Origin of the sequence: Polaromonas sp. YR568 (assembly GCF_943371715.1) — a bacterium.
Lineage (GTDB): Bacteria > Pseudomonadota > Gammaproteobacteria > Burkholderiales > Burkholderiaceae_C > Polaromonas.
The window spans coordinates 72,015-98,192 of sequence record NZ_CALRVW010000006.1 but is presented as its reverse complement, the minus strand read 5'-3'; the positions used below and the strand labels follow the sequence as shown (position 1 = coordinate 98,192).

At 64.1% G+C, this 26,178-nt stretch carries 29 protein-coding genes; 23 read left to right on the top strand and 6 right to left on the bottom strand.

Annotation, left to right across the window (positions count from 1 at the left end; all coding sequences use genetic code 11):
- Nucleotides 1-82 precede the first annotated feature (82 nt).
- The gene (locus AAG813_RS06650; RefSeq protein WP_341913110.1) at nucleotides 83-667 is read left to right on the top strand and encodes a malonic semialdehyde reductase; all 585 of its coding nucleotides are present in this window, start codon (nucleotides 83-85) and stop codon (nucleotides 665-667) included.
- Between the two features lie 16 nt (nucleotides 668-683).
- Here AAG813_RS06650 and AAG813_RS06645 read toward each other — a convergent pair whose 3' ends face one another.
- Nucleotides 684-1,565, bottom strand: a complete 882-nt coding sequence (locus tag AAG813_RS06645; protein ID WP_341913108.1) for a LysR substrate-binding domain-containing protein — start codon at nucleotides 1,563-1,565, stop codon at nucleotides 684-686.
- A gap of 155 nt (nucleotides 1,566-1,720) precedes the next feature.
- Between AAG813_RS06645 and AAG813_RS06640 the strand changes: the two genes are divergently transcribed.
- From AAG813_RS06640 to AAG813_RS06580, 13 genes are all read left to right on the top strand, one after another.
- Nucleotides 1,721-2,614 (top strand): dioxygenase, encoded by an 894-nt coding sequence (locus AAG813_RS06640; RefSeq protein ID WP_341913105.1) that lies wholly within the window; start codon nucleotides 1,721-1,723, stop codon nucleotides 2,612-2,614.
- Between the two features lie 35 nt (nucleotides 2,615-2,649).
- Entirely contained in the window at nucleotides 2,650-3,453 is an 804-nt protein-coding gene (locus AAG813_RS06635; RefSeq protein ID WP_341913254.1) for a citryl-CoA lyase, read from the top strand.
- On the top strand, nucleotides 3,450-4,619 hold the full coding sequence (locus AAG813_RS06630; protein WP_341913103.1) for a CoA transferase: 1,170 nt from the start codon (nucleotides 3,450-3,452) through the stop codon (nucleotides 4,617-4,619). The genes AAG813_RS06635 and AAG813_RS06630 overlap by 4 nt, the downstream gene beginning before the upstream one ends.
- Nucleotides 4,616-5,632, top strand: coding sequence for a tripartite tricarboxylate transporter substrate binding protein (locus tag AAG813_RS06625; protein WP_341913101.1), 1,017 nt, complete (start codon nucleotides 4,616-4,618; stop codon nucleotides 5,630-5,632). The genes AAG813_RS06630 and AAG813_RS06625 overlap by 4 nt, the downstream gene beginning before the upstream one ends.
- A 49-nt stretch (nucleotides 5,633-5,681) precedes the next feature.
- Entirely contained in the window at nucleotides 5,682-6,884 is a 1,203-nt protein-coding gene (locus AAG813_RS06620) for an amino acid ABC transporter substrate-binding protein (RefSeq protein ID WP_341913099.1), read from the top strand.
- 15 nt (nucleotides 6,885-6,899) lie between these two features.
- Nucleotides 6,900-7,757: a branched-chain amino acid ABC transporter permease gene (locus AAG813_RS06615; RefSeq protein ID WP_341913097.1), complete on the top strand. Its 858-nt coding sequence runs from the start codon at nucleotides 6,900-6,902 to the stop codon at nucleotides 7,755-7,757.
- 91 nt (nucleotides 7,758-7,848) lie between these two features.
- A complete protein-coding gene (locus tag AAG813_RS06610; protein ID WP_341913094.1) occupies nucleotides 7,849-9,585 on the top strand; it encodes a branched-chain amino acid ABC transporter ATP-binding protein/permease in 1,737 nt (578 codons plus the stop codon).
- The gene (locus AAG813_RS06605) at nucleotides 9,578-10,294 is read left to right on the top strand and encodes an ABC transporter ATP-binding protein (RefSeq protein WP_341913092.1); all 717 of its coding nucleotides are present in this window, start codon (nucleotides 9,578-9,580) and stop codon (nucleotides 10,292-10,294) included. The genes AAG813_RS06610 and AAG813_RS06605 overlap by 8 nt, the downstream gene beginning before the upstream one ends.
- Before the next feature lie 180 nt (nucleotides 10,295-10,474).
- The gene (locus tag AAG813_RS06600; RefSeq protein WP_341913091.1) at nucleotides 10,475-11,230 is read left to right on the top strand and encodes a sulfite exporter TauE/SafE family protein; all 756 of its coding nucleotides are present in this window, start codon (nucleotides 10,475-10,477) and stop codon (nucleotides 11,228-11,230) included.
- Between the two features lie 173 nt (nucleotides 11,231-11,403).
- Nucleotides 11,404-12,291, top strand: a complete 888-nt coding sequence (locus AAG813_RS06595; RefSeq protein ID WP_341913088.1) for an adenylate/guanylate cyclase domain-containing protein — start codon at nucleotides 11,404-11,406, stop codon at nucleotides 12,289-12,291.
- A gap of 83 nt (nucleotides 12,292-12,374) precedes the next feature.
- Complete coding sequence (locus AAG813_RS06590; RefSeq protein WP_341913086.1) at nucleotides 12,375-14,321, top strand: protein kinase; 1,947 nt, start codon at nucleotides 12,375-12,377, stop codon at nucleotides 14,319-14,321.
- A gap of 238 nt (nucleotides 14,322-14,559) precedes the next feature.
- Nucleotides 14,560-15,177: a ParA family protein gene (locus AAG813_RS06585; RefSeq protein WP_293595462.1), complete on the top strand. Its 618-nt coding sequence runs from the start codon at nucleotides 14,560-14,562 to the stop codon at nucleotides 15,175-15,177.
- Between the two features lie 74 nt (nucleotides 15,178-15,251).
- Entirely contained in the window at nucleotides 15,252-15,707 is a 456-nt protein-coding gene (locus tag AAG813_RS06580; protein WP_341913079.1) for a MaoC family dehydratase, read from the top strand.
- A gap of 105 nt (nucleotides 15,708-15,812) precedes the next feature.
- Here the strand turns inward: AAG813_RS06580 and AAG813_RS06575 are convergent, their stop codons facing one another.
- On the bottom strand, nucleotides 15,813-16,097 hold the full coding sequence (locus AAG813_RS06575; RefSeq protein WP_341913077.1) for a DUF4148 domain-containing protein: 285 nt from the start codon (nucleotides 16,095-16,097) through the stop codon (nucleotides 15,813-15,815).
- 221 nt (nucleotides 16,098-16,318) lie between these two features.
- Between AAG813_RS06575 and AAG813_RS06570 the strand changes: the two genes are divergently transcribed.
- Nucleotides 16,319-17,230, top strand: a complete 912-nt coding sequence (locus tag AAG813_RS06570) for a LysR substrate-binding domain-containing protein (RefSeq protein WP_341913075.1) — start codon at nucleotides 16,319-16,321, stop codon at nucleotides 17,228-17,230.
- Here AAG813_RS06570 and AAG813_RS06565 read toward each other — a convergent pair.
- Entirely contained in the window at nucleotides 17,217-17,525 is a 309-nt protein-coding gene (locus tag AAG813_RS06565; protein ID WP_341913073.1) for a hypothetical protein, read from the bottom strand. The two genes, AAG813_RS06570 and AAG813_RS06565, sit on opposite strands and share 14 nt — an antisense overlap.
- A gap of 295 nt (nucleotides 17,526-17,820) precedes the next feature.
- Nucleotides 17,821-18,114, bottom strand: coding sequence for a DUF4148 domain-containing protein (locus tag AAG813_RS06560; protein WP_341913071.1), 294 nt, complete (start codon nucleotides 18,112-18,114; stop codon nucleotides 17,821-17,823).
- A gap of 212 nt (nucleotides 18,115-18,326) precedes the next feature.
- Between AAG813_RS06560 and AAG813_RS06555 the strand changes: the two genes are divergently transcribed.
- Nucleotides 18,327-19,289, top strand: a complete 963-nt coding sequence (locus tag AAG813_RS06555) for a LysR family transcriptional regulator (RefSeq protein ID WP_341913069.1) — start codon at nucleotides 18,327-18,329, stop codon at nucleotides 19,287-19,289.
- On the opposite strand, the gene AAG813_RS06550 is transcribed toward AAG813_RS06555, so the two are convergent.
- Both AAG813_RS06550 and AAG813_RS06545 read right to left on the bottom strand, forming a co-directional pair.
- Nucleotides 19,286-19,765 carry a tRNA (cytidine(34)-2'-O)-methyltransferase gene (locus AAG813_RS06550; protein WP_341913068.1) on the bottom strand — a complete coding sequence of 160 codons (480 nt, stop codon included), beginning with the start codon at nucleotides 19,763-19,765 and terminating at the stop codon, nucleotides 19,286-19,288. The genes AAG813_RS06555 and AAG813_RS06550 overlap by 4 nt on opposite strands.
- A gap of 32 nt (nucleotides 19,766-19,797) precedes the next feature.
- Nucleotides 19,798-20,532, bottom strand: coding sequence for a ComF family protein (locus AAG813_RS06545; RefSeq protein ID WP_341913066.1), 735 nt, complete (start codon nucleotides 20,530-20,532; stop codon nucleotides 19,798-19,800).
- Between the two features lie 55 nt (nucleotides 20,533-20,587).
- Between AAG813_RS06545 and AAG813_RS06540 the strand changes: the two genes are divergently transcribed.
- The 7 genes from AAG813_RS06540 (at nucleotide 20,588) to AAG813_RS06510 (ending at nucleotide 26,156) form a co-directional block, all read left to right on the top strand.
- Nucleotides 20,588-21,484 carry a methyltransferase domain-containing protein gene (locus AAG813_RS06540; protein ID WP_341913063.1) on the top strand — a complete coding sequence of 299 codons (897 nt, stop codon included), beginning with the start codon at nucleotides 20,588-20,590 and terminating at the stop codon, nucleotides 21,482-21,484.
- Nucleotides 21,485-21,706: 222 nt separating this feature from the next.
- On the top strand, nucleotides 21,707-22,129 hold the full coding sequence (locus AAG813_RS06535; RefSeq protein WP_341913252.1) for a DUF2244 domain-containing protein: 423 nt from the start codon (nucleotides 21,707-21,709) through the stop codon (nucleotides 22,127-22,129).
- Nucleotides 22,130-22,257: 128 nt separating this feature from the next.
- Nucleotides 22,258-23,463 (top strand): cytochrome c oxidase subunit II, encoded by a 1,206-nt coding sequence (coxB, locus tag AAG813_RS06530; protein ID WP_341913061.1) that lies wholly within the window; start codon nucleotides 22,258-22,260, stop codon nucleotides 23,461-23,463.
- A 95-nt stretch (nucleotides 23,464-23,558) separates the two neighbouring features.
- Nucleotides 23,559-25,193 (top strand): cytochrome c oxidase subunit I, encoded by a 1,635-nt coding sequence (ctaD, locus tag AAG813_RS06525; protein WP_096695414.1) that lies wholly within the window; start codon nucleotides 23,559-23,561, stop codon nucleotides 25,191-25,193.
- A 25-nt stretch (nucleotides 25,194-25,218) separates the two neighbouring features.
- Complete coding sequence (locus tag AAG813_RS06520) at nucleotides 25,219-25,332, top strand: cytochrome oxidase small assembly protein (protein WP_341913058.1); 114 nt, start codon at nucleotides 25,219-25,221, stop codon at nucleotides 25,330-25,332.
- Nucleotides 25,333-25,335: 3 nt separating this feature from the next.
- Nucleotides 25,336-25,950: a cytochrome c oxidase assembly protein gene (locus AAG813_RS06515; RefSeq protein ID WP_341913056.1), complete on the top strand. Its 615-nt coding sequence runs from the start codon at nucleotides 25,336-25,338 to the stop codon at nucleotides 25,948-25,950.
- Entirely contained in the window at nucleotides 25,947-26,156 is a 210-nt protein-coding gene (locus AAG813_RS06510) for a DUF2970 domain-containing protein (RefSeq protein WP_341913054.1), read from the top strand. The genes AAG813_RS06515 and AAG813_RS06510 overlap by 4 nt, the downstream gene beginning before the upstream one ends.
- The last annotated feature ends 22 nt before the right edge of the window (nucleotides 26,157-26,178 follow it).

Below are 26,178 nucleotides of genomic sequence, written 5' to 3'. Positions count from 1 at the left end.
CAACGTCGCCCGAGGTGCTGGCCCGCCTGCGCATCAAGGCCGGTGGATCTTCCTCATTTTTTGAACCCTTGAAAGTCAACCCATGAAAATTGCCCCCGAGTGCCTCGATCAGTTGTTCCTCAAGGCACGCACCGCCAACGGATTTCTCGACAAGCCTGTGGCACTGTCCCTGCTGCGCGAGGTGTACGACATTGCGAAGATGGGCGCCACCTCGATGAACACCCAGCCGACGCGTTATGTGTTCCTCACCTCGCCCGAATCGCGCGCGCGCCTGCTGCCGGCCATGGCGCCCGGCAACCTGGACAAGACGCGGACGGCGCCGGTGACGGTGATCGTGGCCAACGACACGAAGTTCTATGAACACATGCCCCTGGTCTGGCACAAGCCCGGCGCCATGGAAATGTTTGAAGGCAACAAGGCGCTCGCTGACGGCACGGCCACGCGCAACGGCACGCTTGGGGGCGGCTACTTCATGATGGCGGCGCGTGCCCTGGGGCTCGATTGCGGCCCGATGAGCGGCGTGGACCTGGCCAAGGTCAATGCGGAGTTCTTTGCCGACGGCCGCCTGCAGGCCAACTTCCTGATCAACCTCGGCTACGGTGACGACAGCAAGCTGTTCGACCGCAATCCGCGCCTTTCCTTCGAGCAGGCATGCACGGTCCTGTAAATCGGCATGGCCGCTGTCAGGTGGCCGGCGTGGCCGCCCGGCGGATGATGTCTGCGAAATGTTTGATCGTGGGAGAGCGTGTGGCGCCTTTTTTCCAGAGCATGCCGGGTGTGCGTATCGGTGTCGGGTCTTCCAGCGGCACCACGCGCAGGTCGGCCGAGGGCGTGACGGCCGTCTCCGCAATGATGCCGGCCAGCCCGGTCTGGCGGATGAGCTCGATCATCGGCGCAATGGAGTTGAGCTGTGCCGCCACCAGCGGCTCGGCGCCGGCCGCTTCGAAACAGTCGTCCAGCAGCTTGCGTGTCAGGAATTGGGACGGCAGCAGGACCATGCGTACATGATGCAGCTCGACCATGCGCACGCGCCGGCGTGCCGCCAGCGGGTGCGTGGCGGCCACCACCAGGCGCAGCTCCTCGTTGTAGAGCGGCTCGAACCACAGGTCCGTGCCCTCGGGGCGGTAGGACACGGCGAGGTCCAGGTGGCCCGAGGCCAGGCGCCGGGCAATCATGTCGGCCGACAGTTCCTCGACCGTCACCTGGATGCCCGGGTAGTGGTGCAGAAAGGTGGACACGCACAGCGGCACCATGCGCGTGTTGAAGCTCGGCGTGGTGCCCAGGCGAATGCGGCCGGTCAGGGTTTCAGTATCGCTGCGCAGGGCCTGCACGGCACGGTCGATTTGTCCGAGTGCCGGAGTCAGGTGGCTGCGCAGGATTTCGCCGGCTTCGGTCATGCGAACTTTTTTGCTGCTGCGGTCAAAGAGCTCGACGCCGAGCTCTTCTTCGAGCTGGCGGATCTGGTGCGACAGCGTCGATTGGGTGACGTGCAGGCGTTCGGCGGCGCGTGTGAAATTCAGGGTTTCGGCGACGGCATCGAAGTAGCGGACGTGGCGCAGTTCCATGAAAGAAGCTCCGTTTTCATCATTGATGGCATCGATGATAACGGTGGAAATTAATCACTTCCGGAGCGGGGCGTGAGGTCCTAGACTGGCGCTGCTTTTCCAATGCCAAGCCTCAGGGTTAACCACTCAGGGTAAACGATTACAGGAGACAAGACATGGCACAACTCGAAGCACAAGACCTGGCGCAGGCCGTGGTGGACCGCATGGACGACTGCCAGGACGCGCGGTTCAAGCAGGTCATGACCTCCCTGGTCAAACACGCACACGCCTTCGTGCAGGACGTGCAGCTCACCCCCGACGAATGGATGACCGCCATCCAGTTCCTCACCGCGACCGGCAAGATGTGTGACGACAAGCGCCAGGAGTTCATCCTGCTGTCCGACACGCTGGGCATTTCCATGCTGGTGGTGGCGATCGAGCAGGCCAAGGGCGCTGCGGCGCACAAGGCACGCAGCGGTGTCGATGCACCGACCGAAGCCACCGTGCAGGGTCCGTTCTACTGGGAAGGCGCGCCGGAACTGCCGCTGGGCGCCGACATCGGTACAGGCAACCCGGGCGAGCCCTGTTATTACCACGGCCGCGTGACCGACCTGGCCGGCCAGCCGATTGCCAACTGCGCGGTGGACGTGTGGTCGGGCGATGGCGAGGGTTTTTACGACATGCAAAAGGGTGCGGACGCGGGCATGGCCCTGCGCGCGCGTTTTCACACCGATGCGGACGGCAACTACCGCTTCTGGTCCATCAAGCCTTCGTTTTATCCCGTGCCCGACGATGGCCCGGTGGGCGGCATGCTGCACCGCATGGGCCGCCACCCGAACCGGCCCGGCCACATGCACATGATGCTGACCGCGCCCGGTCACGAGCGGCTGACCACACACATCTTCGTGTCCGACAGCCCCTACATCGATTCGGACGCCGTGTTCGGCGTGCGCAACAGCCTGATCGTGGACTTCGATGCCCACCCGGCCGGCCCCGCACCCGACGGCCGCATCCTCGACAAACCTTTCCACAGCGCGAAGTACGACTTCCGGCTGGTGGCCAGCGCCTGAGCCCCCGCGCGCTTTTCTTGACTGGAGAAATGATTTTGAAAATCGGCAAGGCCACCGTGCCCCGTTCCGCGATTTGCACCTCGAACGAAAACACCATCGTTGTTCGCGGCGCGGATCTTGCGCATGAACTGATCGGACAGATCAACTTCGGCGACTACTTTTTCCTGCTGGTGACCGGGCGCCGCGCCGACGCCGCCACCAGCGCCGTGCTCAATGCCACCCTGGTCGCCATCGCCGAACACGGCCTGGTGCCCAGCGTGCAGGCCGCGCGCATGACGCTGGCGGCCGCACCCGACGCGATGCAGGGCGCCGTCGCGGCCGGCATCCTCGGCTCCGGTTCGGTGATCCTCGGCGCCTCCGAAACCGCGGGCCGCCTCTACCTCGAGGTCGAGAAAGAGGCAGCCCGGCACCACGGTGACCTCCAGGCCGCGGCACGCGTGGTGGTGGCTGACTTGCGCGCGCGCAAGCAGGCCATTGCCGGTTATGGACACCCTGAGCACAAGGCACGCGATCCGCGTGTGGGCAAGCTGTTCGAGGTGTCGGCCCGGGCCGGCGGCGGCCAGCGTTACGTGGAGATCGCCCAGGCCGTGGAAGCCGTGATTCCCGAGATCGTTGGCAAGGAGCTCAAGCTCAACGTCTCGGGCGCCATTCCCGCGGTGCTGCTGGGGGTGGGTTTCCCGGTCAATGCGCTCAAGGGCGTGCCCATGCTGGCCCGCACGGCGAGCCTGATTGCGCACCTGAACGAAGAGCTCAGCGACCCCATCGGTTTTGCGCTGTCCTACCAGGCCACGCGCGAGCTCGAATACACCGGCGAGATGCCGGCGGAGCGCCACGTATGAGCAAGGTTCTCGCGGACGTGCGGGTCGTCGAACACGGCACCTTCATCACCGGGCCGGCGGCCTCGATGTTGCTGGCCGACCTCGGCGCCGATGTGGTCAAGGTCGAGTTGCCGGGCACGGGGGATCCTTTCCGGGCGTTCAAGGACGGCCTGTACAGCCCGCATTTCCAGACCTACAACCGCAACAAGCGCAGCATCACACTCAACACCAAGCAGGCCGCCGACCTGGCGCAGTTTGATGCGCTGATCAAGGACGCCGATGTTTACATCCAGAACTTCCGGCCCGGTGTGGCCGAGCAGATCGGCGTCGGCGAGGAGCGCCTGCGCAAGCTCAATCCGCGGCTGATCTATTGCTCCATCAGCGGCTTCGGTGCAACCGGTCCTTCCTCACATCGACCGACGTACGACACCGTCGCCCAAGCCGTCAGCGGTTTCCTGGGCCTGCTCGTCAACCCGAAGGACCCGCGCGTGCTGGGCCCGGCCATGGCCGATTCCCTGACCGGCTTTTACGCGGCCTACGGCATTCTCGGGGCGCTGCATGAACGCCACGCCACCGGCGTCGGCCGCAAGGTGGAGGTCTCCATGTTCGAGGCCATGACGCACTTCAACCTCGACGCCTTCCAGCACCTGTTTTCGGCCAATGAAGTCATGGGTCCGTTCAGCCGGCCCAGCGTCTCGCAGTCCTATGTGATGCAGTGTTCGGACGGCAAATGGATTGCCCTGCACATGTCCTCGCCGCCGAAGTTCTGGCAGGGCCTGGCCGCGGCGATGGAGAAGCCGGACATCTTCGATGATGCGCGTTTTGCCACGCGCGAGGCCCGCATCGAACACCAGGAGGACATGATTGCCGTGCTGGGCCCCATCTTCGCCCAGCGCGATCGCGCGGAATGGTGCCGCCGCCTGGAAGCCGGGGACGTGCCGCACGCGCCCATGTACACCACCGCCGAAGTGCCCGACGATCCGCAGGCCAAACACCTGCAGCTGTTTGTCGAGACCGAGCACCCGGTGGTCGGAACCTTTCGCACCGTACGTTCACCCGTCTCTTTCGATGGCGAACGCGCCCTCGATGTCACCGCACCGCCCCTGCTGGGCGAGCACAACGCAGAACTTCGCGGCGGCTGGACCCCGCGCGCCGCCACAACACCCCAACCGGAAACCCGCGCATGACCCCTTCTTTCATCTCCTCGTCGCACCCGCGCCTGGCCCGGCGCACGCTGCTGGCGGCAGCCTGCACACTGGGCCTGGCCGCCCTGGGCCTGAGCCCGGCGACGGTGCTGGCACAGGACTACCCGTCACGGCCCGTCAAGCTGATCGTGCCTTTCGGCCCGGGCACCACGACAGACATCATTTCCCGCGTCATCGGCGAAGCCCTGGCCAAACCGCTGGGGCAGGCGGTCATTGTTGAAAACCGCGCCGGCGCCGGCGGTGCCATCGGCTCCGACCTGGTGGCCAAGTCGCCGGCGGACGGCTACACCCTGGTGATGGGCACGGTGGGCACCCATGCGATCAATGCCACGCTGTACAAAAAGCTGCCCTACGACCCGCTCAAGGATTTCGCACCCGTCGCCTTCGCCGGCTACACGCCGACGCTGCTGGTGGTGGCGGCGAATTCGCCATTCAAGTCGGTGAAAGACCTCGCGGCCCAGGCGGCCAAACCCGGCGGCGTGAGTTTTGCCTCGGCCGGCAACGGCACCTCGGGCCACCTGGCCGGCGAACTGCTCAAGGCCAGGCTGGGCGGCGAGATGGTGCATGTGCCCTACAAGGAAGGGGGCCTGGCCATGTCCGATGTGATGGGCGGGCAGGTGCAGTTCATGTTCTACCACCCGGCGGCCGTGCTGCCCCACATCAAGGCCGGCAAGCTGCGCGCGCTGGGGGCCTCCAGTGCGAAGCGCAGTGCCGCCGCGCCGGACGTGCCGGCGATCGCCGAGCAGGGTGCTGGCGACTTTGACCTGGTGGCCTGGTTCATGATCTATGCGCCCGCCGCCACCCCTGCGCCTGTCTTGGCCCGGCTGCGCGATGCCGCCGCCCAGGCCATGGCCAGCAGCGAGGTCGTGGCCAAACTCGGTGCGCAGGGTCTGGAGCTGCGCAGCATGAAGCCCGATGAGCTGGCCGCCTTCGGCCGGACGGAAATTTCAAAATGGTCTGAACTGGTCAAGCGCTCCGGCGCGCAGGTCGACTGAGTTCCGAGTTTTTCCGCGTCCTTACCCATAAATCAACAGGAGACAAACCATGAAACTTTTCAACCGTATTTTGTCCGCCGTTGCTGCGGCGGGAGCCGTCAGCCTGCTCGCGATGCCTGCCGCCGCCCAGGCCCCCGCGCCCTTGCGCATCGGCAGCACCCTGGCGCTGACTGGACCGCTGGCCACCACCGCGCTGACACACAAGCTGGCAGGCGAAATCTATGTGGACCAGCTCAACGCCAGGGGTGGCCTGCTGGGGCGCAAGGTGGAATGGATTGTCAAGGACGACCAGTCCAAGCCGGAACTGGCCCGCACCCTGTATGAGCAGCTCGTGACCTCGGACAAGGTGGACCTGCTGATGGGCCCCTATGCCACCGGGGCGATTCTCTCGGCCATGGGCGTCGCCCAGCGTTACAACAAGGTGCTGGTGCACCACACCTTCGGCATTCCGGCGCTGGCCAAGTACGAGATGGCGTTTCCGGCCTGGTCGCTGGGGTCGGATCCCGGCACGACGGTGCCCAACTCGGTGTTCGACGCGCTGGCCGCCTCGCCCAAGCCGCCGAAGACGGTCGCCTTCGTCACCAGCAAGTTTCCGTCCATCCACTTCATGTCGCTGGGCGCCCGGGAAGTTGCCAAGAAACGCGGCCTGCAGGAAGTGCTGTTTCTCGAATGGGACTTCGGCAACCGCGATTTCGGACCGATTGCTGCGCGTGTCAAGGACGCCAAGCCGGACCTGGTCTGGGTCGGTGACATCGGCCTGGAGGGCAACATGCTGCTCGATGCGATGAAAAAAATCGACTACGTGCCGCCGCTGCATTTCCACACCTATCCAGCGCCTGGCCCCATGACCAAGTCGCCTGATGGCAAAAATGCGCTGTCGCTGACGATCTTCGAAGAGCACGCACCGTTCACCGCCAACCCGGTCGCAGCCGAATTTGTCAAACTGTTCAACGAACGCGCCACCAAGGCCAACCTGCCTGACACCTCGGTGGAAGTGCAGGCCGCGGCCTCTTACTCGGCCTGGCAGATCCTGGAAGCCGGCGTGCGCGGCGCCAACAGCTTCGACGACAAGGCGATTGGCGCCTGGCTGCGCAAAAACCGGGTGGAGACCATCCACGGCCGCCTGCGTTTTGACGGCCCCGGCAACTACGGCGACGACCTGATGAAGATCAAGCAGGTGCAAAACGGCAAGTGGGTCGTGGTGCATCCGGCGCAGTTCGCGCCCGCCGGCGTCAAGCTGCAAGTCAACTGACCCCGCGAGCCGCCCATGAGTTTCCCGAGTTTCAACCTGCTCGCCCAGTCCATCCTCTCGGGGATCTTCATCGGCGGCCTCTACGGCCTGATCGGGCTCGGGCTGGGCCTGACCTGGGGCCTGCTGCGCCAGATCAACCTGGCCCACTTCGGCCTGGTGTTCCTGGCTGCCTACATGAGCTACCACATGGCCACGGTGTGGCATGTGGACCCGCTGCTGACGCTGCTGATCCTGCCGCCGCTGTTTTTCCTGTTTGGCGTGGGCATGCAATGGGTGTTGTCGCGTTTTGCAATCTCGCCCTTCAATTCGCTGCTGGTCACCTTCGGCATCACGGTGGTGATGGAGAGCATCATCCAGGCGATCTGGACGGCGGACTTCCGCCGGCTCGAGACGCACTACAACGACCAGAAGTTCACCCTCGGCTCCCTCTACGTTCCGGTGCCCGAGCTGGTGACGCTGGTGGTGGCGGTGAGCCTCTCGCTGCTGATCTGGGCGGCCATGCGGTATACCGACCTGGGCAAGGCGCTGCGCGCCATGGCCGAGGACGGACCGATTGCCGCGGCCTTCGGCATCAACCAGAAAGGCATGTCGCTGATGCTGGCCGGGATCTGCGCCGCGCTGGCAGCCGTCGCCGGCATCTGCCTGGCGCTGACCTTCACGCTCACGCCCTCGCAGATTTTTGCCTGGGTTGGCGTGGTTTTCGCAGCGGTCATGCTTGGCGGCCTGGGCAGCGCGCTCGGCCCGCTGGTGGCCGGCATCATCATTGGCGTCAGCGAGGCCATCACCATGGCCGTCGCCGCGCCTTCGTGGGCGCCCATCGTGAGCTTTTCGCTGCTGATCGTGATGCTGTTGTTTCGTCCCGGCAAGCTATGACCCCCACGCTCACCACTTCGTCTGTTTCGCTGCCCCCCAAGGGGGCTGAACTTTGCTTGGGGCGGCCCGGCGCTCCGTTCGGATCTGAACAATGAACAAAACAGTCATCGGCATCCTGGCCGCGGGGGCCTTGCTGGCCAGCGTGCCCTGGCTCGGCGTGCCGGCCTTCTACGAGTCCTTTCTCTACCTGCTCTGTCACTGGATGATCCTGGCCCTGTCCTGGAACATCCTCTCGGGGTATTCGGGCTACTTTTCCTTCGGGCATGGTGCGTTTTTCGGCATTGGCATGTACACCTCCGCCGGACTGGCGGCCAACCTGAACTGGCCGTTTCTCTGGACCTTGCCCGCGGCCGCGCTGCTGGCGGCCCTGCTGGGCATGGCGCTGGGCGCGGTGGTGTTCCGGGTCAAATCCGTGCGCGGCGAGCTGTTTGCGTTGCTGACGCTGGCCATCACCTTCGTGGTGGGCACCATCGTGCTCAATACGCGCATCGATGGCGGCCCGGGCATTTACCTCAATTCGGTGGCGATTCCGGCGATCGGCCCGACGGCGTCGTCGTCGATCTACCTGATGGCCCTTTTGGGTGCCGTCGCCACACTGCTGATCTCGTACCGCATCCAGGTGTCCCGGCTCGGCATGGGCCTGTTTGCCATCCATGACGACGAGGACGTGGCCGAGGTGATGGGTGTGCCGACCTTTCGCTACAAGCTGCTGGCCTTCGGCATCTCGTGTGCGCTGGCCGGCCTGGCCGGCGGCATCCACGCGCTGTTTGTGTCTTACGTGACGGCGGGTGAAACCTTCACCATCGTGGTGCCGCTGACCGTGGTGCTGATGAGTGTGCTGGGCGGCACGCGGCATTGGGCCGGACCGGCCGTCGGCGCCGTTGCGATCACCTGCCTGATGTACTTCTTCACGGCGGGCAACAACCCGATTGCCGGCAAGGCCGCCGTGGGCGTGATCCTGGTGCTGGTGATCCTGTTCATGCCGAACGGCATTCTGGGTTTCTTTCTCAAGCGTACGGCGGGCAAGCGGTCGGTTCCGCCGGCGCCTGCGGTGCTGGCCGCTGCTGCTCCCGAGGCCGCGGCGGCACCGGCCACCTCCGGCAAGGTGCTGCTGGACGTGCAGAACCTGTCCAAGGCCTTCAAGGGTGTACAGGCCCTGGACGGTGTGAGCCTGCAGGTGCATGAAGGTGAAATTCTCGGTCTGCTCGGCCCCAACGGTTCCGGCAAGTCGACCTTCATCAACGTGGTGAGCGGGCATTTCCCGGCGACCGGCGGGCAGATGTTCTTTGAAGGCCGCCAGCTCGCCGGGCTGGAAGCCCACAGCATTGCGCAGTCCGGCATTGCGCGCACCTACCAGATCCCCCGCCCCTTTGCCCATTTGACCGTGCTGCAGAACGTGGCCTTGGTGGCGATGTTCGGCGGCGCCGCGCTGGACCACGAGCAGGCCACGGCGGAAGCCTGGAAGTGGCTGGAATTCACCGGCCTGCAGGACAAGGCCGATGCCCTGCCCGATGACCTGAACCTGCACCAGCGCAAGTTTCTCGAACTCACGCGTGCGCTGGCTTCGCGGCCGCGCCTGGTGCTGCTCGACGAGGTGCTGTCCGGCCTGACACCGGGTGAAATCAACGAAGCGATTGCACTGATCCGCAAGATCCGGGACCGCGGCGCCACCATTGTGTTTGTCGAACACGTCATGCGCGCGGTGATGGCGCTGGCCGACCGCGTCGCCGTGCTCAACTACGGCAAGCTGATTGCCGTCGGCCCGGCCCAGGAAGTGATGCAAAACAGCGACGTGGTCAGCGCTTACCTGGGGACACCCCATGCTTGAAGTCAAGAATATTTCTGTCAACTACGGCGCGGCGCCGGCGCTGTGGGATGTCTCGTTGCAGGTTCAGCCCGGCGAGCTGGTGTGTGTGGTCGGCCCCAATGGCGCCGGCAAGACCACGCTGATCAATGCCATTGCCGGCATGCACCGGGTGCGCGCAGGCAGCCTGCATTTCAACGGCCGGGACATTACCGAGCTGGCCAGCCACCGGTTTTGCGAGGCCGGCATTGCGATCGTGCCGGAGGGCCGCAGGCTGTTCACCCAGATGACGGTGCTGGACAACCTGGAACTCGGCAGTTTCATTGCATCGGCCAAGGCGCACCGCAAGGCCTCGCTGGAGCATGTGCTGTCGCTGTTTCCGGTGCTCAAGGTCAAGCTGGACAGCCCGGCGGGGTCGCTGTCGGGCGGCCAGCAGCAGATGGTGGCGATTGGCCGTGCGCTGATGGCGCGGCCGGGCTTGCTGCTGCTCGACGAGCCGTCCCTCGGCCTGGCGCCGCTGATCGTGATGGACATGTTCCGCATCATTCGCCAGATCAATGCGCAGGGAACCTCGGTGCTGCTGGTGGAGCAGAACGTGGCCATGGCCATGGAGCTGGCCAAACGCGCCTATGTGATGGAGGAGGGCCGCATCGTTGCACAGGGCGAGGCCAGCGAACTGCTGACACGCCCGGAAATCCAGAAAGCCTACCTGGGCCTGGAGACGCACGATTGAAGCCGCCGACGCCCGGCCGGGCATTGCTCCTGAAAAGATAGCTGCTGGCGCCCGTCCCTTAGGGGCTGGAGCCATATTTCGTGCATGAGTACCGATCAGCGGCCGAACTGTTGGCGATGCAGTCTGGCGGCGCCAGCACCCTTGCAGGCCTGATAATCGGCAGCTTTTGCCCGCAAACCCGTGACTTTTCCGCTGATCACTGACCCCTTCTTCTACGCCGTGGCGGTTCCCGCCGTGCTGCTGCTGGGGGTCAGCAAGAGCGGGTTCGGGGCGGGTTTCGGCTCGCTGGCCGTTCCCATGATGGCGCTGGCGGTGACCGTGCCGCAGGCGGCGGCCATCCTGATGCCGGTGTTGCTGCTGATGGACCTCCTCGGCATGGCGGCTTTCCGCAAGGACTTCGACCTCAAGCTGCTGAAATTCCTGCTGCCTTTCGGCCTGGTGGGCACGCTGATAGGCGCGCTGTTGTTCAGCCTGCTCGACGGCAAGGTCGTGGCCGGCATCGTGGGTTTTTTCACCCTGCTGTTTCTGGCGCAGCGCCTGCTGTTCCCGCCCCGGCCGGACAGCCCGCCGCCGCCGAAGTGGCTGGGGGCGCTGTTGACCGCGACCTCGGGTTTCACCAGTTTTGTGGCCCATGCCGGCGGCCCGCCCATCAGCGCCTATGTCATTCCCCTGCGCTTGAGCCCGCTCAAATTCACCGCCACGCTGGCTTTTTTCTTCTTTGTGATCAACCTCTCCAAGTGGATTCCCTATGCCTGGCTGGGCCTGCTCGACCTGCGCAACATGGCGACCTCGCTGGTCCTGCTGCCGCTGGCGCCGGTGGGTGTCTGGGCCGGTGTGCGCATGGCCAGACGCATCAGCCAGCAGCTGTTTTACCGGGTGTTGTACGGCGGCATGTTTCTCACCGGCTGCAAGCTCCTCTGGGACGGTTTGCGCTGATGCCTGGGCGCCACCGCCCCGTGGGTGGCATGTGTCGCCGGTAAAAATTGCACACGCGGGGACGGGTGATTTTCTGTAAAAATCGCCAACATGAGAACAAAAGGTTACGTGTTACCGTTTGACACCGTGTGCGCACCGGTCTGTTCTTACCGCCGGTTTTTCAGAATGGTTTCATGACCACCGTCGTTTTTGCCGATCTCGTCGGCAGCACCAGCATGTTCGAGCGGCTAGGGGATGAAACGGCCTCGCGTTTTGTCACGCAGCTGGTGGGCGCCCTGAGCCAGGTCTTCGAGCAGCACAGCGGCCGCGTTGTCAAGTTGCTCGGTGACGGACTGTTTGTGGTGTTTCCGCAGGAGGGCGATGCCCTGGCCGCCTGTGTCGCCATCCAGAAACGCTTTCTCGACAAACCCATTCGGCCCGGCGGCAGTGGCGCGCCGGTGCAGATGCAGATGGGCATGGAGTCGGGCGACGTGATTGAGATCGACGGCGACTGTTTTGGCGATACCGTCAATTCGGCGGCGCGCCTGGCCGACCTGGCCGGCGCGGCGCAGATTCTCACCACACAGAACGTCTGGGCGGCGCTGGGGCCTGTGCAGCGGGCGTCATTGCGCAACCTGGGTCCCATGCACCTGCGCGGCAAGGCGGAAGCCAGCCTGGTGTACCGGGTGGAATGGCAAAGCGGCCGCGACGACGATGCCACCATGATGGGTCGCTCGATGGCTACTGACGCCGGGCCGCTGGTTCTGGAGCTGGTGGCTGGCGCGCAGGCCGTGCAGGTCAACGCCGGCGGTGCCAGGGTGTCCATCGGCCGGGGTGCCGGCGCGTCGCTGGCCCTGAACGATCCGCGGGTGTCCCGCATGCACGCCACGCTGGAGTGGCGCGGCGGGCAGTTCGTGCTCAGCGATGCGTCGAGTTATGGCACCTGGGTCTACTTTGGCAACCAGAACGAAGCCGTGGTGCTGCGCCGCACCGAGTGTTACCTGGTCGGCAGCGGCCAGATCAGCGCCGGGTGTGAACGCAAGGAAGGCAGCCCGCTGATCAGTTTTTCCATCAGCAGCTGACCGGCGGCCGATAGAATTGCTGTTTCCAAACGTATCCATCAGTCTCTCCCCTTCTTTTACGTTGCCCCCTTGACCTTCACCGCATGAGCCTCAACAAGCTGGGACGCTACGACATCATTCGCGTGCTGGGCAAAGGCGCGATGGGTCTGGTCTACGAGGCGCGCGATCCCAATCTGGACCGCCGCGTGGCGATCAAGACCATCAAGGTGGAGAACCTGTCGGAAGAGGCCGCTGCCGAGTACGAGGCGCGTTTTCGCACCGAGGCCCATTCGGCCGCCCGCCTGCAGCACCCCAACATCGTCAGTGTGTATGACTCGGACCGCCATGGCGACATGGCCTTTCTGGTCATGGAGTTCATCCAGGGCGAAGACCTCAAACACCACCTGGACGCGGGCCGGCGTTATTCGCTGGAGGAAACGCTGCGCATGGTCCGGGACCTGCTGTCTGCACTGGACTATGCGCACCGGCAGAACATCGTGCACCGCGATGTCAAGCCGGCCAACCTCCTGATCGAGGCCGATGGCCGGGTCAAGCTCACCGATTTCGGCGTGGCCCGCATCCAGGACTCCGGCGAAGCCACACGCACCCAGGGAACCATGGTGGGTACCCTCAAATACATGTCGCCCGAGCAGGTGCAGGGCCTGCCCATCGATGCGCGGGCCGACCTGTTTGCGGTGGGCGTGGTGCTGTACCAGCTGCTCACGGGCAAGCGGCCCTTCGACGGCGACACCGACTTTGCGATCATCCAGCAGATTGTGGGTCACACTCCGGCCGCGCCCAGCAGCTTCAACATGCTGTTGCCGGCCGCCATCGATGCGGTGGTCGCGCGCGCGCTGGCCAAAAAACGCGACCAGCGTTTTGCGACCGCGCAGGAATTTTCGGCGGCGCTGCAGGAAGCCAGCAGCCATGCTTCGGACCCGACGATCGTGCCGCCGGTGAGCCCGTCCGGCGGGCGTGCCGGCACCGCCACCGATACCGGCCGCTCACGCGTGGGCGGCTCCACCGTCAAGCTCAACACGACCGGCACCGACACCGGCTCGACAGTGACGCAGGAACTCGAGCTGGTGTACTGGAAGGACATCAAGGACTCCGGGGACCTGGAAGACCTGGAAGGGTTTCTGGACCGGTTTCCCTCGGGCATTTACGCCGATCTGGCGCGTCGGCGCCTGCGCAAGCTGGGCGGCACGGTGGAGGCCGATGGCTCGGGGACCGGCATCGGGCCCGCGACCCCGGAGGCCTTTTCCGAAGAGGTCAGCGATTGGACGCGATTGCAGGTTCTCCATACCCGGCCGGCCCCGGTATCCGCCTCGGACACCCGGGCCGGCCCTGTCGCCAGTGCCCCAGCCAAGCCGGACGCCGATCGTCCTGACGACACCTGGGGTGTGGCGCCGACGGTGCCGCTTGCCAGTCCCACACCGGCCAACGACGCGGCCGGCATGAGTGCGCCGCCAGTGGGCGCAGCCGACGCAACGGGCGAGGCCGGCACGCCTGCGCCGCCGGCACGCCGCTCCAGCATGCCTCTGTTCGCACTGGGCGGCGTGGCGCTGCTGGTGCTGGCCGGCGTGGCGTTCAAGGGCTTGTCCAGTCAATCGGCGCCGGTGGTTGCAGCGCCAACTGAGGCGGCCCTGCCGGCCCCGGCTGCCGGCGCCGCGATTGTCGTCAGCCCTGCTGCTCGATCTCCGGACCCTTCACCTTCGGCCAAGGCGGGAGCCGAGCCTGCCACCGCCATTCCGGCCGTCAAACGCGTTGCCCCTGTACGCACGGACAAGCCGGCGCCATCCCGGCCGGCCGGGGCCGAGGGCGGGGCGGGCGCTTCAGCGGCGGCAACGGCGGCGGCCGCGCCAGCGCCTGTTACCGCCGCAGCTCAGCCATCCAGTCCGGCGCAGGCCTGTGAAGGCCGCGTGTTGCTGGGTTACCAGATCTGCATGAACGAACAATGCGCCAAACCTTCCTACAGCAGGCATCCGGTTTGCGTCGAACGGCGCACGATGGAAAAGCTGCGCCGGGAGGCGCAGGACCAGCGCAATTGAGACGTTCTGAAGTGGCTGCCCGCCAGCCGCATCGCCAGCCCCTCTTTTTGCTATAAAAACAGGAGCTGTTTGTGCCCGCGTATCAAGGGCTAAGGGTCGATTTGACTGAAATCACGGAGGGCGCGGTGGCAGCGCGGGCGGGAACGGGGATGACCCCTGGCGACCCCGACGTCCCACCCCCGGTTTGGTCGATGTGTTGCCAGCCGTTACCATAGTGTCAAAATTCCGGGAGATTCGCATGCCTGTGGTTGTGATTGCCAATCCGAAGGGCGGCGTCGGTAAAACGACGCTGTCGACCAATATTGCGGGTTATTTCGCCAGCCAGGGCCACGCGGTCATGCTCGGTGATGCCGACCGCCAGCAGTCGTCCCGGCTCTGGCTGGGGTTGCGGCCGCCCGCCGCCCGACCGATTTCGACCTGGGATGTCAACGCCGACCTCATTGTCAAACCGCCCAAAGGCACGACCCACGTGGTGCTCGACACACCCGCCGGCCTGCACGGCTGGCGCTTCAACGACGTCCTCAAGCTGGCCGACAAGGTGATCGTGCCGCTGCAGCCCAGCGTGTTTGATATTTTTGCCACCCGCAGCTTTCTGGACCAGCTCGCCGAACATCGCCACGCCGGCAAGATGCAGGTCGGCATCGTCGGCATGCGCGTCGACGCCCGCACCATCGCGGCTGACAAGCTGCGTGCCTTTGTCGAAGGCCTGGGCCTGCCGGTGCTCGGTTATGTGCGTGATACCCAGAACTACATCCATCTGGCGGCCCGCGGCTTGACCGTGTTCGACGTCGCCCCGGGGCGGGTGGAAAAAGACCTGCAGCAATGGCAGGGCATCTGCCGCTGGCTGGACCAATGACAGGGGCGGCTTGCGGGGCCGGCCATGTCGCTGGCTGGACAGGCCGCCATCGGTGCGGACGTTAAAGTCCGGTCATGAAAACCTTCCAGACCCTTTCCGAACTGGCGGCCTGTGTCGGCCAGGAAGTCGCGATCAGCGACTGGCTGACCATCACCCAGGAGCAGGTCAACCTGTTTGCCGAAGCCACCGGCGACCACCAGTGGATCCATGTGGACCCGGAAAAAGCCAGGGCGGGCCCGTTCGGCGGCCCGATTGCGCACGGCTTCCTGACCCTGTCGCTGCTGCCCAGATTTTTTGAATCGTCCCTCGAGATCGTGCAATCCCGCATGGGGGTCAACTACGGGCTCAACCGGGTGCGTTTCACTGCGCCGGTGCCTGTCGGCAGCCGCTTGCGCGCCCGCCTGAAGCTGTTGGCCTGCGAGCCGATTGACAACGAGGGGCAGCAGATGACCTGGGAGGTGACGGTTGAGCGGGAGGGGGCGACCCGGCCGGTGTGTGTGGCCGAGTCCCTGGTGCGGCGCTACCCGTGACGGGCCCGCAGGCGCGAACCGACTGATTCACGAAAAAAGCCCGCTGCAGTCATGCAGCGGGCTTTTTTTTTTGGGGGAGCAGCAGGGCCCTCCCGGGCGGCAGGCTTACATGTAGCCGATTTCGCCCTGCGGAATTTCCCCGTTGCGCACTGCCGCGATGGCTTTTGCACGCACGGCGCTGCGCTCCAGGCCGGAGTTGGTCACGCCGACAAAGCCGGTGCTCCCGTTGCTGATCTTCATGGGGGTGAGTGCTTCAGCCCGGACTTCGGCGACGGAACGCGTGGAGTTGAACTGGACGGCGAATTGCGAGCCGTCAGCCTCGTCGGCGTGGGCGCCGAAAGCGGCCAGGGTGGAGAAAGCGGCGACAGCAAACAGTTGGGTGGTTTTCATGATGAATCCTTTCAGGTTTATATAGCGTTTCCGGCCAGGGTGGGCATCATCAGTCCCATCTTGTCCAGTCTCGGTGAGTTGGTTTCTGCTCATCGATGGGTTGAACTTTACGCCTGACTCGATCAATTTAAAACTACATAGTCATCAATTAACCATTTCAGTATTTGAAACAATGAATCAGTCGACATACAATCTGTTGCACTATGGATCGTTTGAGTTCAATGAAGGTGTTCCAGCGCGTGATCGACGAAGGCGGCTTCGCGTCGGCAGCACGCTCCCTCGACATGTCGCCCGCTGGCGTCACGCGCATGGTGGCGGCCCTGGAAGAACACCTGGGTGTACGCCTGCTGCAGCGAACAACCCGCAAGCTGGCGCTCACTGACGCAGGGGAGGCCTACCTTTTGCGGGTGCGCAGCATCCTGCAGGAAGTGGAAGATGCCGAGTCGGCTGCGGCGGAACACACGCGCGAATTGCAGGGCACGCTGCACGTGCTGGCGACGCCGGTGCTGGCCTCGTATTTCCTGTCACCGCGCATTGCCACCTGGCATGCGCGTCACCCCGGGGTGCTGCTGGACCTGCAGATCGACCCTTTTCCCCAGCCCCGCATCGAGGAGTTTGACGTGACCTTCCTGGTGGTGGACGAGGGTTTTGACGGCGACATCGTGGCCCGGCCGCTGGCCACGACCGACTGGATCGCCTGCGCGTCGCCCGAGTACCTGCTGCGCGCCGGCACACCTGATGCGCCGGAACAGTTGCGTGGCCACACTTACCTGAAATTCCAGTGGCCGCAGAACTCCGGCCACTATGGCCGGCAAACGCGGCTGCAACCGGTGGGGGGCGGCGACGCCGTCGAGGTGGACCTCAAGCCCGCACTGCAGACCACGAGTTTTGACGTGTTGCTGCGCGCGGCACTCGATGGCGCCGGCATCACCTTCCTGTCGCGCTTGCTGGTGGCTTCGCACCTCGAACGCGGCTCGCTGGTGCACCTCTTACCCGACTGGGTGTTTGGCCGCTTCACGATTTACGCAGCGCTGCCGACGCGCAAGTTCATGCCGTCGCGGACCCGGGCCTTCCTGGATTTCCTGGGCGAGTTGGGTCCGCGGGATGGGGCCGGTCGTCCTAGATCGGGGTGAGTTGGGCCGCAGGCAGCCAGCCGTTGAAAGTGCCCAGCAGGGCGTTGATGCGTCTGGCGGCTTCGGTTTGGTCGCGTGCGCGCGAAATGCACTGGTACAGGTCACTGCGCAACAGCCAGAGATCGGCCGGCGTAGAGGCCGTGTTGATCCTGAAGATGATGCGCTGCGCGTCAACGCTTTTGCAGTCATGCAGGGTCTGGTGCATCTGATGCCGGATCTGCTCCAGCGGCACCCGGTCCGTCGTGTCAGGCGCGGCAGCAGGTGGCCGCATCGCGGCAAAAAAGGTGAAAGCCATGGTGACCTGTGGTGTCCTGAGATCGGGTAGACCACAGGGGGAGGGCGAGGGGAAACGCCGAGGGACCGGATCGCGGCCATCAAGCGTATGCGTGTTCCCGAATTTTAGGGATTACCCTGAGTTTGAGTGGGTGGGTCGCCCTAACGCGTCGTGACATTTGCCGCAGGGGTGCGGCACTCCCAGCAAGGCACGGGGCGTGTTTTCGGCGGCTTCCGGAACAAAAAAACCGCCCGGAGGGAGCCCCCGGGCGGTTCTGCAAGGGCCGAAACCCCGAGCAATTTGCAGTTCCTGCAGCTTACAGGTAGGTGGCTTCGCCGCGTGGGATCTGGCCCAGACGGACAGCGTCGGCCGCTTGTGCACGCACGGTGGCGCGGTCGGTCGCGGACTGCACGGTGGCTGCCACGCGGGAGCCGGCAGGCTCCTGGCTGTGGGTTTTCACTTTGCTGGCGGCTTCGGCGCGCACTTCGGCCACGGAGCGGGTCGAGTTGAACTGGACGGCAAACTGCGAACCGTCGGCTTCGTCAGCGTGGGCGCCGAAAGAGGCAACAGTGGCAAGAGCGGCAACAGCGAAGAATTTGGATGCGTTCATGATGAAATTTCCTTGAGAGAGAGTGAATAAACATTTCCGGGCATGGCGGGCTCATTGATTCCGTCTGTCCAGCCTCGGTGAGTCGTTTATTGGTTGCGGCTCATCGATGTATGAACTTTACCGTTGCTCAAATCAAAGAAAAATAGCTAATTAATCAATTGCTAATTGCTGTTTATGGAACAATAAGGGCTTGAACTACCAATAATCACCCTATGGACCGACTTTTATCCATGCGCGCCTTCCAGCAGGTCGTGGACGACGGCGGATTCGCCGCCGCTGCGAGAACGCTGGACATGTCGCCCGCCGTCATGACCCGCCTGATCACGGATCTGGAGCAGCATCTGGGGGCCCGCCTGCTGCAGCGCACCACCCGCAAGCTCTCGCTGACCGAGGCCGGGCAGTCCTACCTGCAGCGGGTGCGGCACATCCTCAACGACGTGGACCAGGCCGAGGCGTCGACGCGCCAGCAAACCGACGAACTGGCCGGCCTGCTGCGTATTCACACGCAGCCGGTGATGGCGGTGCACATCATTGCACCCCTGGTGGCCGAGTTTCGCCGCCGTTATCCCAAGGTCGTGCTGGACATCACGGTGGACTCGCCGCTGGTGCCGCCGATCGAGGATTACGACTTGACGATTCTGGGCGCGGGCCGGCTGTACGATGCCAACGTGGTGGCGCGTCCGGTGATTGTTTCAGAGGGCCTGCTGTGCGCGTCACCGCGCTACCTGCGCAGTGCCGGCACGCCGCGCCAGCCGGACGACCTGAAGAACCACGCCCTGCTCAGGCTCAGCCAGGCCGGGATCCGCCAGCGCGAATGGCAGCTGATCAACCCCGAGGAAGAGGACCGGGAGGTGGCGGTGGAGGTCAAGCCCGTGATGATGGCCAACCACAGCGACACCTTGCTGCGGGCCACGCTGGACGGCACCGGCATCAGCGCGCAGCCGCTCGATCTGGTGGCCAATTACCTGCGCGACGGCCAGTTGCGGCGCGTGCTGGCGCCCTGGATCACCGGCCGTTTCACCCTGTACGCGGCCCTGCCCAGTCGCAAATATGTGCCTGCGCGGGCCCGCGTGTTTATGGAGTTCCTGATCGAGCAGACCCGGCTGAAAGCCGCCGAGGCCGAGCGTACCTGGCCTTCCCGGGGCGAAGTCAAGGCGGGTGATCCTGCCGCTTAAACAGGGGTGTCGGGCGTGGCAAAGTGGTTTTGCCGCCAGGCTTCAAACACCGTAACGGCCACGGCGTTGGACAGGTTCAGGCTGCGCTGGCCGACCCGCATCGGCAGTTTCAGGCGCTGCGCCGGCGCAAACAGCTCACGCAGCTCGGGGGCCAGACCCCGGGTTTCCGAGCCGAACACCAGCCAGTCGCCAGGCGCAAAAACGGCGTCGTGCACCAGCCTTGTACCGCGGGTCGTGAGGGCAAACATTCTTTGCGGGTCGGGCTGCTCGGTGGCCAGAAAAGCGGGCCAGTCGGCATGGCGTTTGAGTTCGGCGTACTCGTGGTAGTCCAGCCCGGCGCGGCGCATGTGTTTATCGTCCATCGAAAACCCCAGCGGCTCCACCAGGTGCAGGCGGCAGCCGGTGTTGGCCGCCAGCCGGATCACATTGCCGGTGTTGGGGGGAATTTCGGGCTCGACCAGAACGATATTGAACATCGTCTGATTGTCGCGTGGTGCGGGTTTTGGGTTTAGCTGGCTTCGGTACGTGCAACCACGAGGCCGATGACGCCGGCAGCGCCAGCCTCGCGCAGGGCCTGCGCGGCGGCAAACAGGGACGCGCCGCTGGTCATCACATCATCGACCAGCAGGACCTGGCGGCCCGCCAGTTCGCCTGTGCGCAGGGGATCGATCACAAACGCGCCCCTGACGTTGTGCAGCCGCGCTTCACGCCTGAGCTGGGACTGGGGTGGTGTGTTCCTGATACGCAGCAGCAGCCGGGCGTCGGGGCGCGCGGCCGTGCCGCTCTGGCCGGCCAGGGCCTTGGCCAGCTCCCAGGACTGGTTGAAGCCGCGTGTCTGCAGGCGTTCGGCCGACAGGGGCATGGGCAGCAACCAGTCACCGGGCTGCAGGGCTGTCAGCCGTCCGGGGACGCCGGGTGTCCGCAGAAGCAGACCGGCAAACACCGCGGCCCACGCCGGGTCCTGGCCGAATTTGTAGACGGCCATCAGTTTCGACCAGGGATAGGCATAGGTCACGGCGGCAAAACACGCGTCCAGCGGCGGTGGCTGCCGAACGCAGGTGGCGCATTGGGCTTGGCCGCTGACCAGACTGATGGCGCAGGTGCTGCAGCGCGCCGCCGGCTGGCCGAAACGCGCGACGCAGGCCGCGCAGACACGGCGCGCCGGCCAGCTGTGGCACACCGCGCATTGGCTGGCCAGGTTCTGCAGTGTCAGGAAAGCCGGGGTGGTCAGGCGCAGCGACATCGTGTCAATATACTCGTCGCTCTGCCTGCCCGATTCCCTCCATGCCCCTCTTCAGATGTCCAACGACCGCCCTCCCACCCTGGATCCCATCGCTGTTGCCCGCTGGCAACGCATGGCACCGCCGGCATCGCCATGGCTGCATGAGGAAGTGGCACAGCGCATGCTGGACCGGCTGCAGTGGATCAAGCTCCAGCCGCAGGCCTGGGCTCACTGGGGGGCGATGCGCGGCGGCATGCAGGCACACCGGCAACTTGCCGACCGTTATCCGGATGCAGAGTGTTTTGTGGTCGAAACCCAGCAGCAGCTTGCGCAGGCAGCTATAAAAAATATAGCAAAATCCTGGTGGCATCCGAAGCGCTGGACGGCGCCAGCCGTGCGTGTCGAGACCCCGCCGTCAGCCGGGGTGGACATGCTCTGGGCCAACATGGCGCTGCATGAGGCCGCCGATCCGCAGGACCTGCTGGCACAGTGGCATCGGGCACTGAAGGTCGGGGGCTTTCTGATGTTTTCCTGCCTCGGCCCGGACAGCGCGCGCGAGTTGCGCGAACTCTACCGGGCGCTGGGCTGGCCGCCGGCCGGCCACGAACTGACCGACATGCACGACTGGGGCGACATGCTGGTGCAGACCGGTTTTGCCGAACCCGTGATGGACATGGAGCGCATCACCTTGACCTACGAGACACCGCAACGGCTGCTGCAGGAATTGCGCGAGCTGGGCCGCAACTTCCATCCTGCGCGTTTTGCAGGCCTGCGTGGACGCGGCTGGAAGGCACGCCTGTTGCAGGCGCTTGAGGGTTTGCCGCGCCAGAGTGACGGCCGGCTGACGTTGACCTTCGAGGTCATCTATGGTCACGCGCTGAAGGCGCAGCCCAAAGTCAGGGTCAGTCCCATGAGTGCGGTGTCGGTGCAGGACATGCGCGCCATGCTGCAGGGCTCGCGTGGCATTTCCTGAGGTTTCCAGGAGCACGCAGAACAGTCGGGATTGGGCCTTGTGGCGGCTTTGTGCAAAACAATCCCGGCTACAATCCAGTCTCGAATTTTGGCTATCCTACACAGCTGGCAGCCGAAAGTGTTTGATCAGCGTCAAAGTTGCTTCGTGTTGCTCACCACCCCATCATTCCGATTAGCCAAGGCGCCCGGCCAGAGCGGTCAGGGGCAGCAGGCTGTCCAGTGGCTGCTCAAGCGCAACTGTTCCGTGACACCGGCGCAACTGGTGTGGCTGTATGTCTCGCTGTGTGTGGTCTCGTTGGGCATTGCCGGATTTTTCTGGGTGCAGGGTGCCACGATGGTGATGCCGTTCGCGTGGCTGGAGCTGGTGGTGGTGGGTGCGGCGTTCCGGGTGTATGCGCGCCATGCGACTGACGGTGAACGCATCGTCCTGCAAGGCGGCCAGCTGGTGGTGGAGCTCGAGAATGCTGGGCGTCTCGAGCGGGCAGAGTTCAACCGCGAATGGGTTCGTGTCGAGCCCAAAAACGGAGATGGCTCGCTGATCGAGGTATCGGGTCAGGGACGATCGGTCAGGGTGGGGCGGCATGTGCGTCCCGAGCTGCGACCGGCATTGGCCCGGGAGATCCGCCACGCATTGCGTGGGTGTTGAGTTGGCCCGGACGACAGCGTGTCAGGCCGGGGCTGTCCGGACGGTGTCAGGGCTGTCTTTATAATCAGTCGGTAATTGAGGCATTAAAAGTGATCACGATGAACGTACGCACAACAACAGGGTCAGGCATGAAGCACGCAGTCGAAGTTTTGAAGTCCCTGATCCTGCAAGCCGGCCGCAAGCTGGCTGCCGTCACGGCCCTGTCCGTCGCCTGGCTGAGCACAGCGGCCTACGCGGTCAACGACCTCCCGGGCGGCCCGGCCGTCAACCAGCTCAACCTGCACCCGGCCGTGACCAAGATCGCGCAAGAGCAGCACTGGCTGCACTGGTTCATGATGATCATCTGCTTGGTCATCTTCCTGGCCGTGTTCGGCGTGATGTTTTATTCCATCTGGAAGCATCGCAAGGCCGCCGGCCACAAGGCTGCCAACTTCCATGAGTCCGCCACGGTCGAGATCATCTGGACGATTGTTCCCTTTGTGATCGTGATCCTGATGGCCCTGCCGGCCACCAAGGTGCTGGTTGCCTCCAAGGACACGACGGGTGCCGACCTGACCATCAAGGCCACCGGCATGCAGTGGAAATGGGGCTATGACTACATCAAGGGCGAAGGCGAAGGCATCGGTTTCGTCTCGTCGCTGGACAGCACGCAGCGCGAAATGTCCAACAACGGCGGCCCGAAAAAGGGCGAGGCGCCGGATGACTACCTGCTCAAGGTGGACAACCCCCTCGTGGTGCCTGTCGACCGGAAAATTCGCATCATCACCACCGCCAACGACGTGATTCATGCATTCATGGTGCCGGCCTTCGGCATCAAGCAGGACGCGATCCCCGGTTTTGTCCGCGACACCTGGTTCCGTGCCGAAAAGACCGGTGATTTCTACGGCCAGTGCGCCGAGCTGTGCGGCAAGGAACACGCCTACATGCCCATCCATGTGAAGGTTCTCTCGGCCGAGGACTACAGCAAGTGGGTTGGCGTGAAGGTCAAGGAAGCCGCTGCCAAGGCCGATGATCCTGCCAAGGTGTGGGCGCTGCCTGAACTCAAGGCCCGCGGTGAAAAAGTCTATGCGGCCAACTGTGCGGCGTGCCACCAGGCCAACGGCAAGGGTGCCGGCCCGATCAAGCCGCTGGACGGCTCGGCCATCGTGCTCGACAAAGACCATGGCAAGCAGATCCAGGTCCTGCTGAACGGTGCCGTCGGCGGTGCGATGCCATCCTGGAAGGCCTTGAGCGATACCGATCTGGCCGCAGTGGCCACCTACACCAAGAACAACTGGTCCAACCAGACCGGAGAAATTGTGCAGCCCTCTGAAGTGCTGGCCGCCCGCAAATAAGCCGATTTACTCCCGCAGATCCACAAGCCGCCGGCGCAACACCCGGTCCGCCGCAAAGACATAGCTACAGGCACAAGCCACCAAAGGAAGCCAAGATGAGTGCAGTTCTAGACCATCACGATCACGCGCATGACGACCACGACCATGCCCCGACGGGCTGGCGTCGCTGGGTATTCGCGACCAATCACAAGGACATCGGCACGCTGTACCTGCTGTTCAGCTTCACGATGCTGATGTTTGGCGGTGTGCTGGCCTTGGGTATCCGTGCCGAGCTGTTCCAGCCCGGCCTGCAGCTGGTCAATCCCGAGCTGTTTAATCAGCTCACGACCATGCACGGCCTGATCATGGTGTTTGGCGCCATCATGCCGGCCTTTGTCGGTTTTGCGAACTGGATGATCCCGCTGCAGATCGGCGCGGCCGACATGGCGTTTGCCCGCATGAACAACTTCAGCTTCTGGCTGCTGATTCCCGCAGGCCTGATGATCGTGGGCTCCTTTTTCATGCCCGGTGGCGCTCCGGCTGGTGGCTGGACGCTGTATGCGCCGCTGTCGCTGCAAATGGGCCCGTCCATGGATGCCGGCATTTTTGCGCTGCACATCCTGGGCGCCTCGTCCATCATGGGTTCGATCAACATCATCGTGACCATCCTGAACATGCGCGCACCCGGCATGACGCTGATGAAGATGCCGATGTTCTGCTGGACCTGGCTGATCACCGCCTACCTGCTGATCGCCGTGATGCCCGTGCTGGCCGGCGCCATCACCATGACGCTGACCGACCGCCATTTCGGCACCAGCTTCTTCAATCCCGCCGGCGGCGGCGATCCGGTGATGTTCCAGCACATCTTCTGGTTCTTCGGCCATCCCGAGGTCTACATCATGATCTTGCCGGCCTTCGGCATCGTCAGCCAGATCATCCCGGCGTTTGCGCGCAAGCGCCTGTTCGGTTACGCCTCCATGGTGTACGCCACGGGTTCCATCGCCATCCTGAGTTTTGTCGTGTGGGCGCACCACATGTTCACCACCGGCATGCCGGTGACCGGCCAGTTGTTCTTCATGTATTCGACCATGCTGATTGCCGTGCCGACCGGCGTGAAGATCTTCAACTGGATCGCGACGATGTGGAAGGGCTCCATGACCTTCGAGACACCGATGCTGTTTGCGGTCGGCTTCATCTTTGTGTTCACCATGGGCGGCTTCACCGGCCTGATCCTGGCGGTCGCGCCGATTGACATCCAGGTGCAGGACACCTACTACGTGGTGGCGCACTTCCACTACGTTCTCGTGGCCGGTTCGCTGTATGCGCTGTTTGCCGGCTATTACTACTGGTCGCCCAAGTGGACCGGCGTGATGTACAACGAAAAGCGCGGCAAGATCCACTTCTGGTGGTCGCTGATCTCCTTCAACGTCACCTTCTTCCCGATGCACTTCCTGGGTCTGGCCGGCATGCCGCGCCGTTACGCCGACTACCCGATGCAGTTTGCCGACTTCAACGCGATCGCCAGCGTGGGTGCCTTCTTCTTCGGCTTCGCCCAGGTTTATTTCTTCCTCTTTGTGGTCCTGCCCACCATGCGCGGCAAGGGTGAAAAAGCCCCCCAGCGCCCCTGGAACGATCCGGACGGCGCAGGCGCTGAAGGCCTGGAGTGGGAAGTGGCATCGCCCGCACCCTTCCACACCTTTGAGACACCGCCCCGCCTGGACGCCACGGCGACCAAGGTGATCGGTTACTGATTCGTTCGAAAAAAACCCGCGCGTCATGACACCTGAACAGAAAAAGAGCAACCTGCGGCTGGGGCTGATCTTCGCCTCGATCGCGGTGGTGTTTTTCCTCGGGTTCATGGCCAAGCTGGTTTTTTTCGGCAAAGGCTGACGCATGGGCCTGAAGCGCGAAAATTTCAGGATGGTGGGCAAGCTGGGCGTGATCGTGCTTGGCATGTTTGCCTTCGGTTATGCGCTGGTGCCGATTTACAAGGCCATCTGCGAGATGACCGGCATCAACATCCTGGCCCTGGGCGACCGGCAGATTCCCGGCGCGACGCCAAAGTTGTCAGCCAATACGCAGGTCGACACCAGCCGCAGCATCACGGTCGAGTTTGACGCGAACGCACGCGGTCCCTGGATGTTCAAGCCGGCGCAGCGTTCGTTGCAGGTGCATCCGGGTGAACTGATGACGGTGATGTACGAGTTCCAGAATGTGCAGAACCGCACGATGTCGGCCCAGGCGATTCCGAGCTACGCGCCGGTGCAGGCCGGCGCGCATTTCAACAAGCTCGAATGCTTCTGCTTCAGCCAGTACACGCTGGCGCCGGGCGAGAAAAAGCAGTGGCCGGTGGTGTTTGTGATTGACCCCAAATTGTCCAGGGACGTGACCACCATCACGCTGTCGTACACATTTTTTGAAGTCGGCGGAAAGACACCGGCCGCTCCGGCAGCCGTGCCTGTTGCCGCCGTGGATCTGGCACGACCCGTGCGCGAGCCCGGCGTATGACCACGCCGGTCACGCAGCGCAAAGGCTCCATCTGGCGCACCATCAAGGCGGTGAGCTGGTCGTTTGTCGGGCTGCGTAGCCGGGGTGACTACGAGAAGGATGTGCAGCAGCTCAACCCGGTCCACATCCTTGTGGTGGGACTGGTCGGGGTGCTTGTTTTTGTCGGTGGCCTGATTCTGCTGGCCACCTGGGTGGTGGGCAAATAGCCTGCAGGGCGCGCACCAGGCC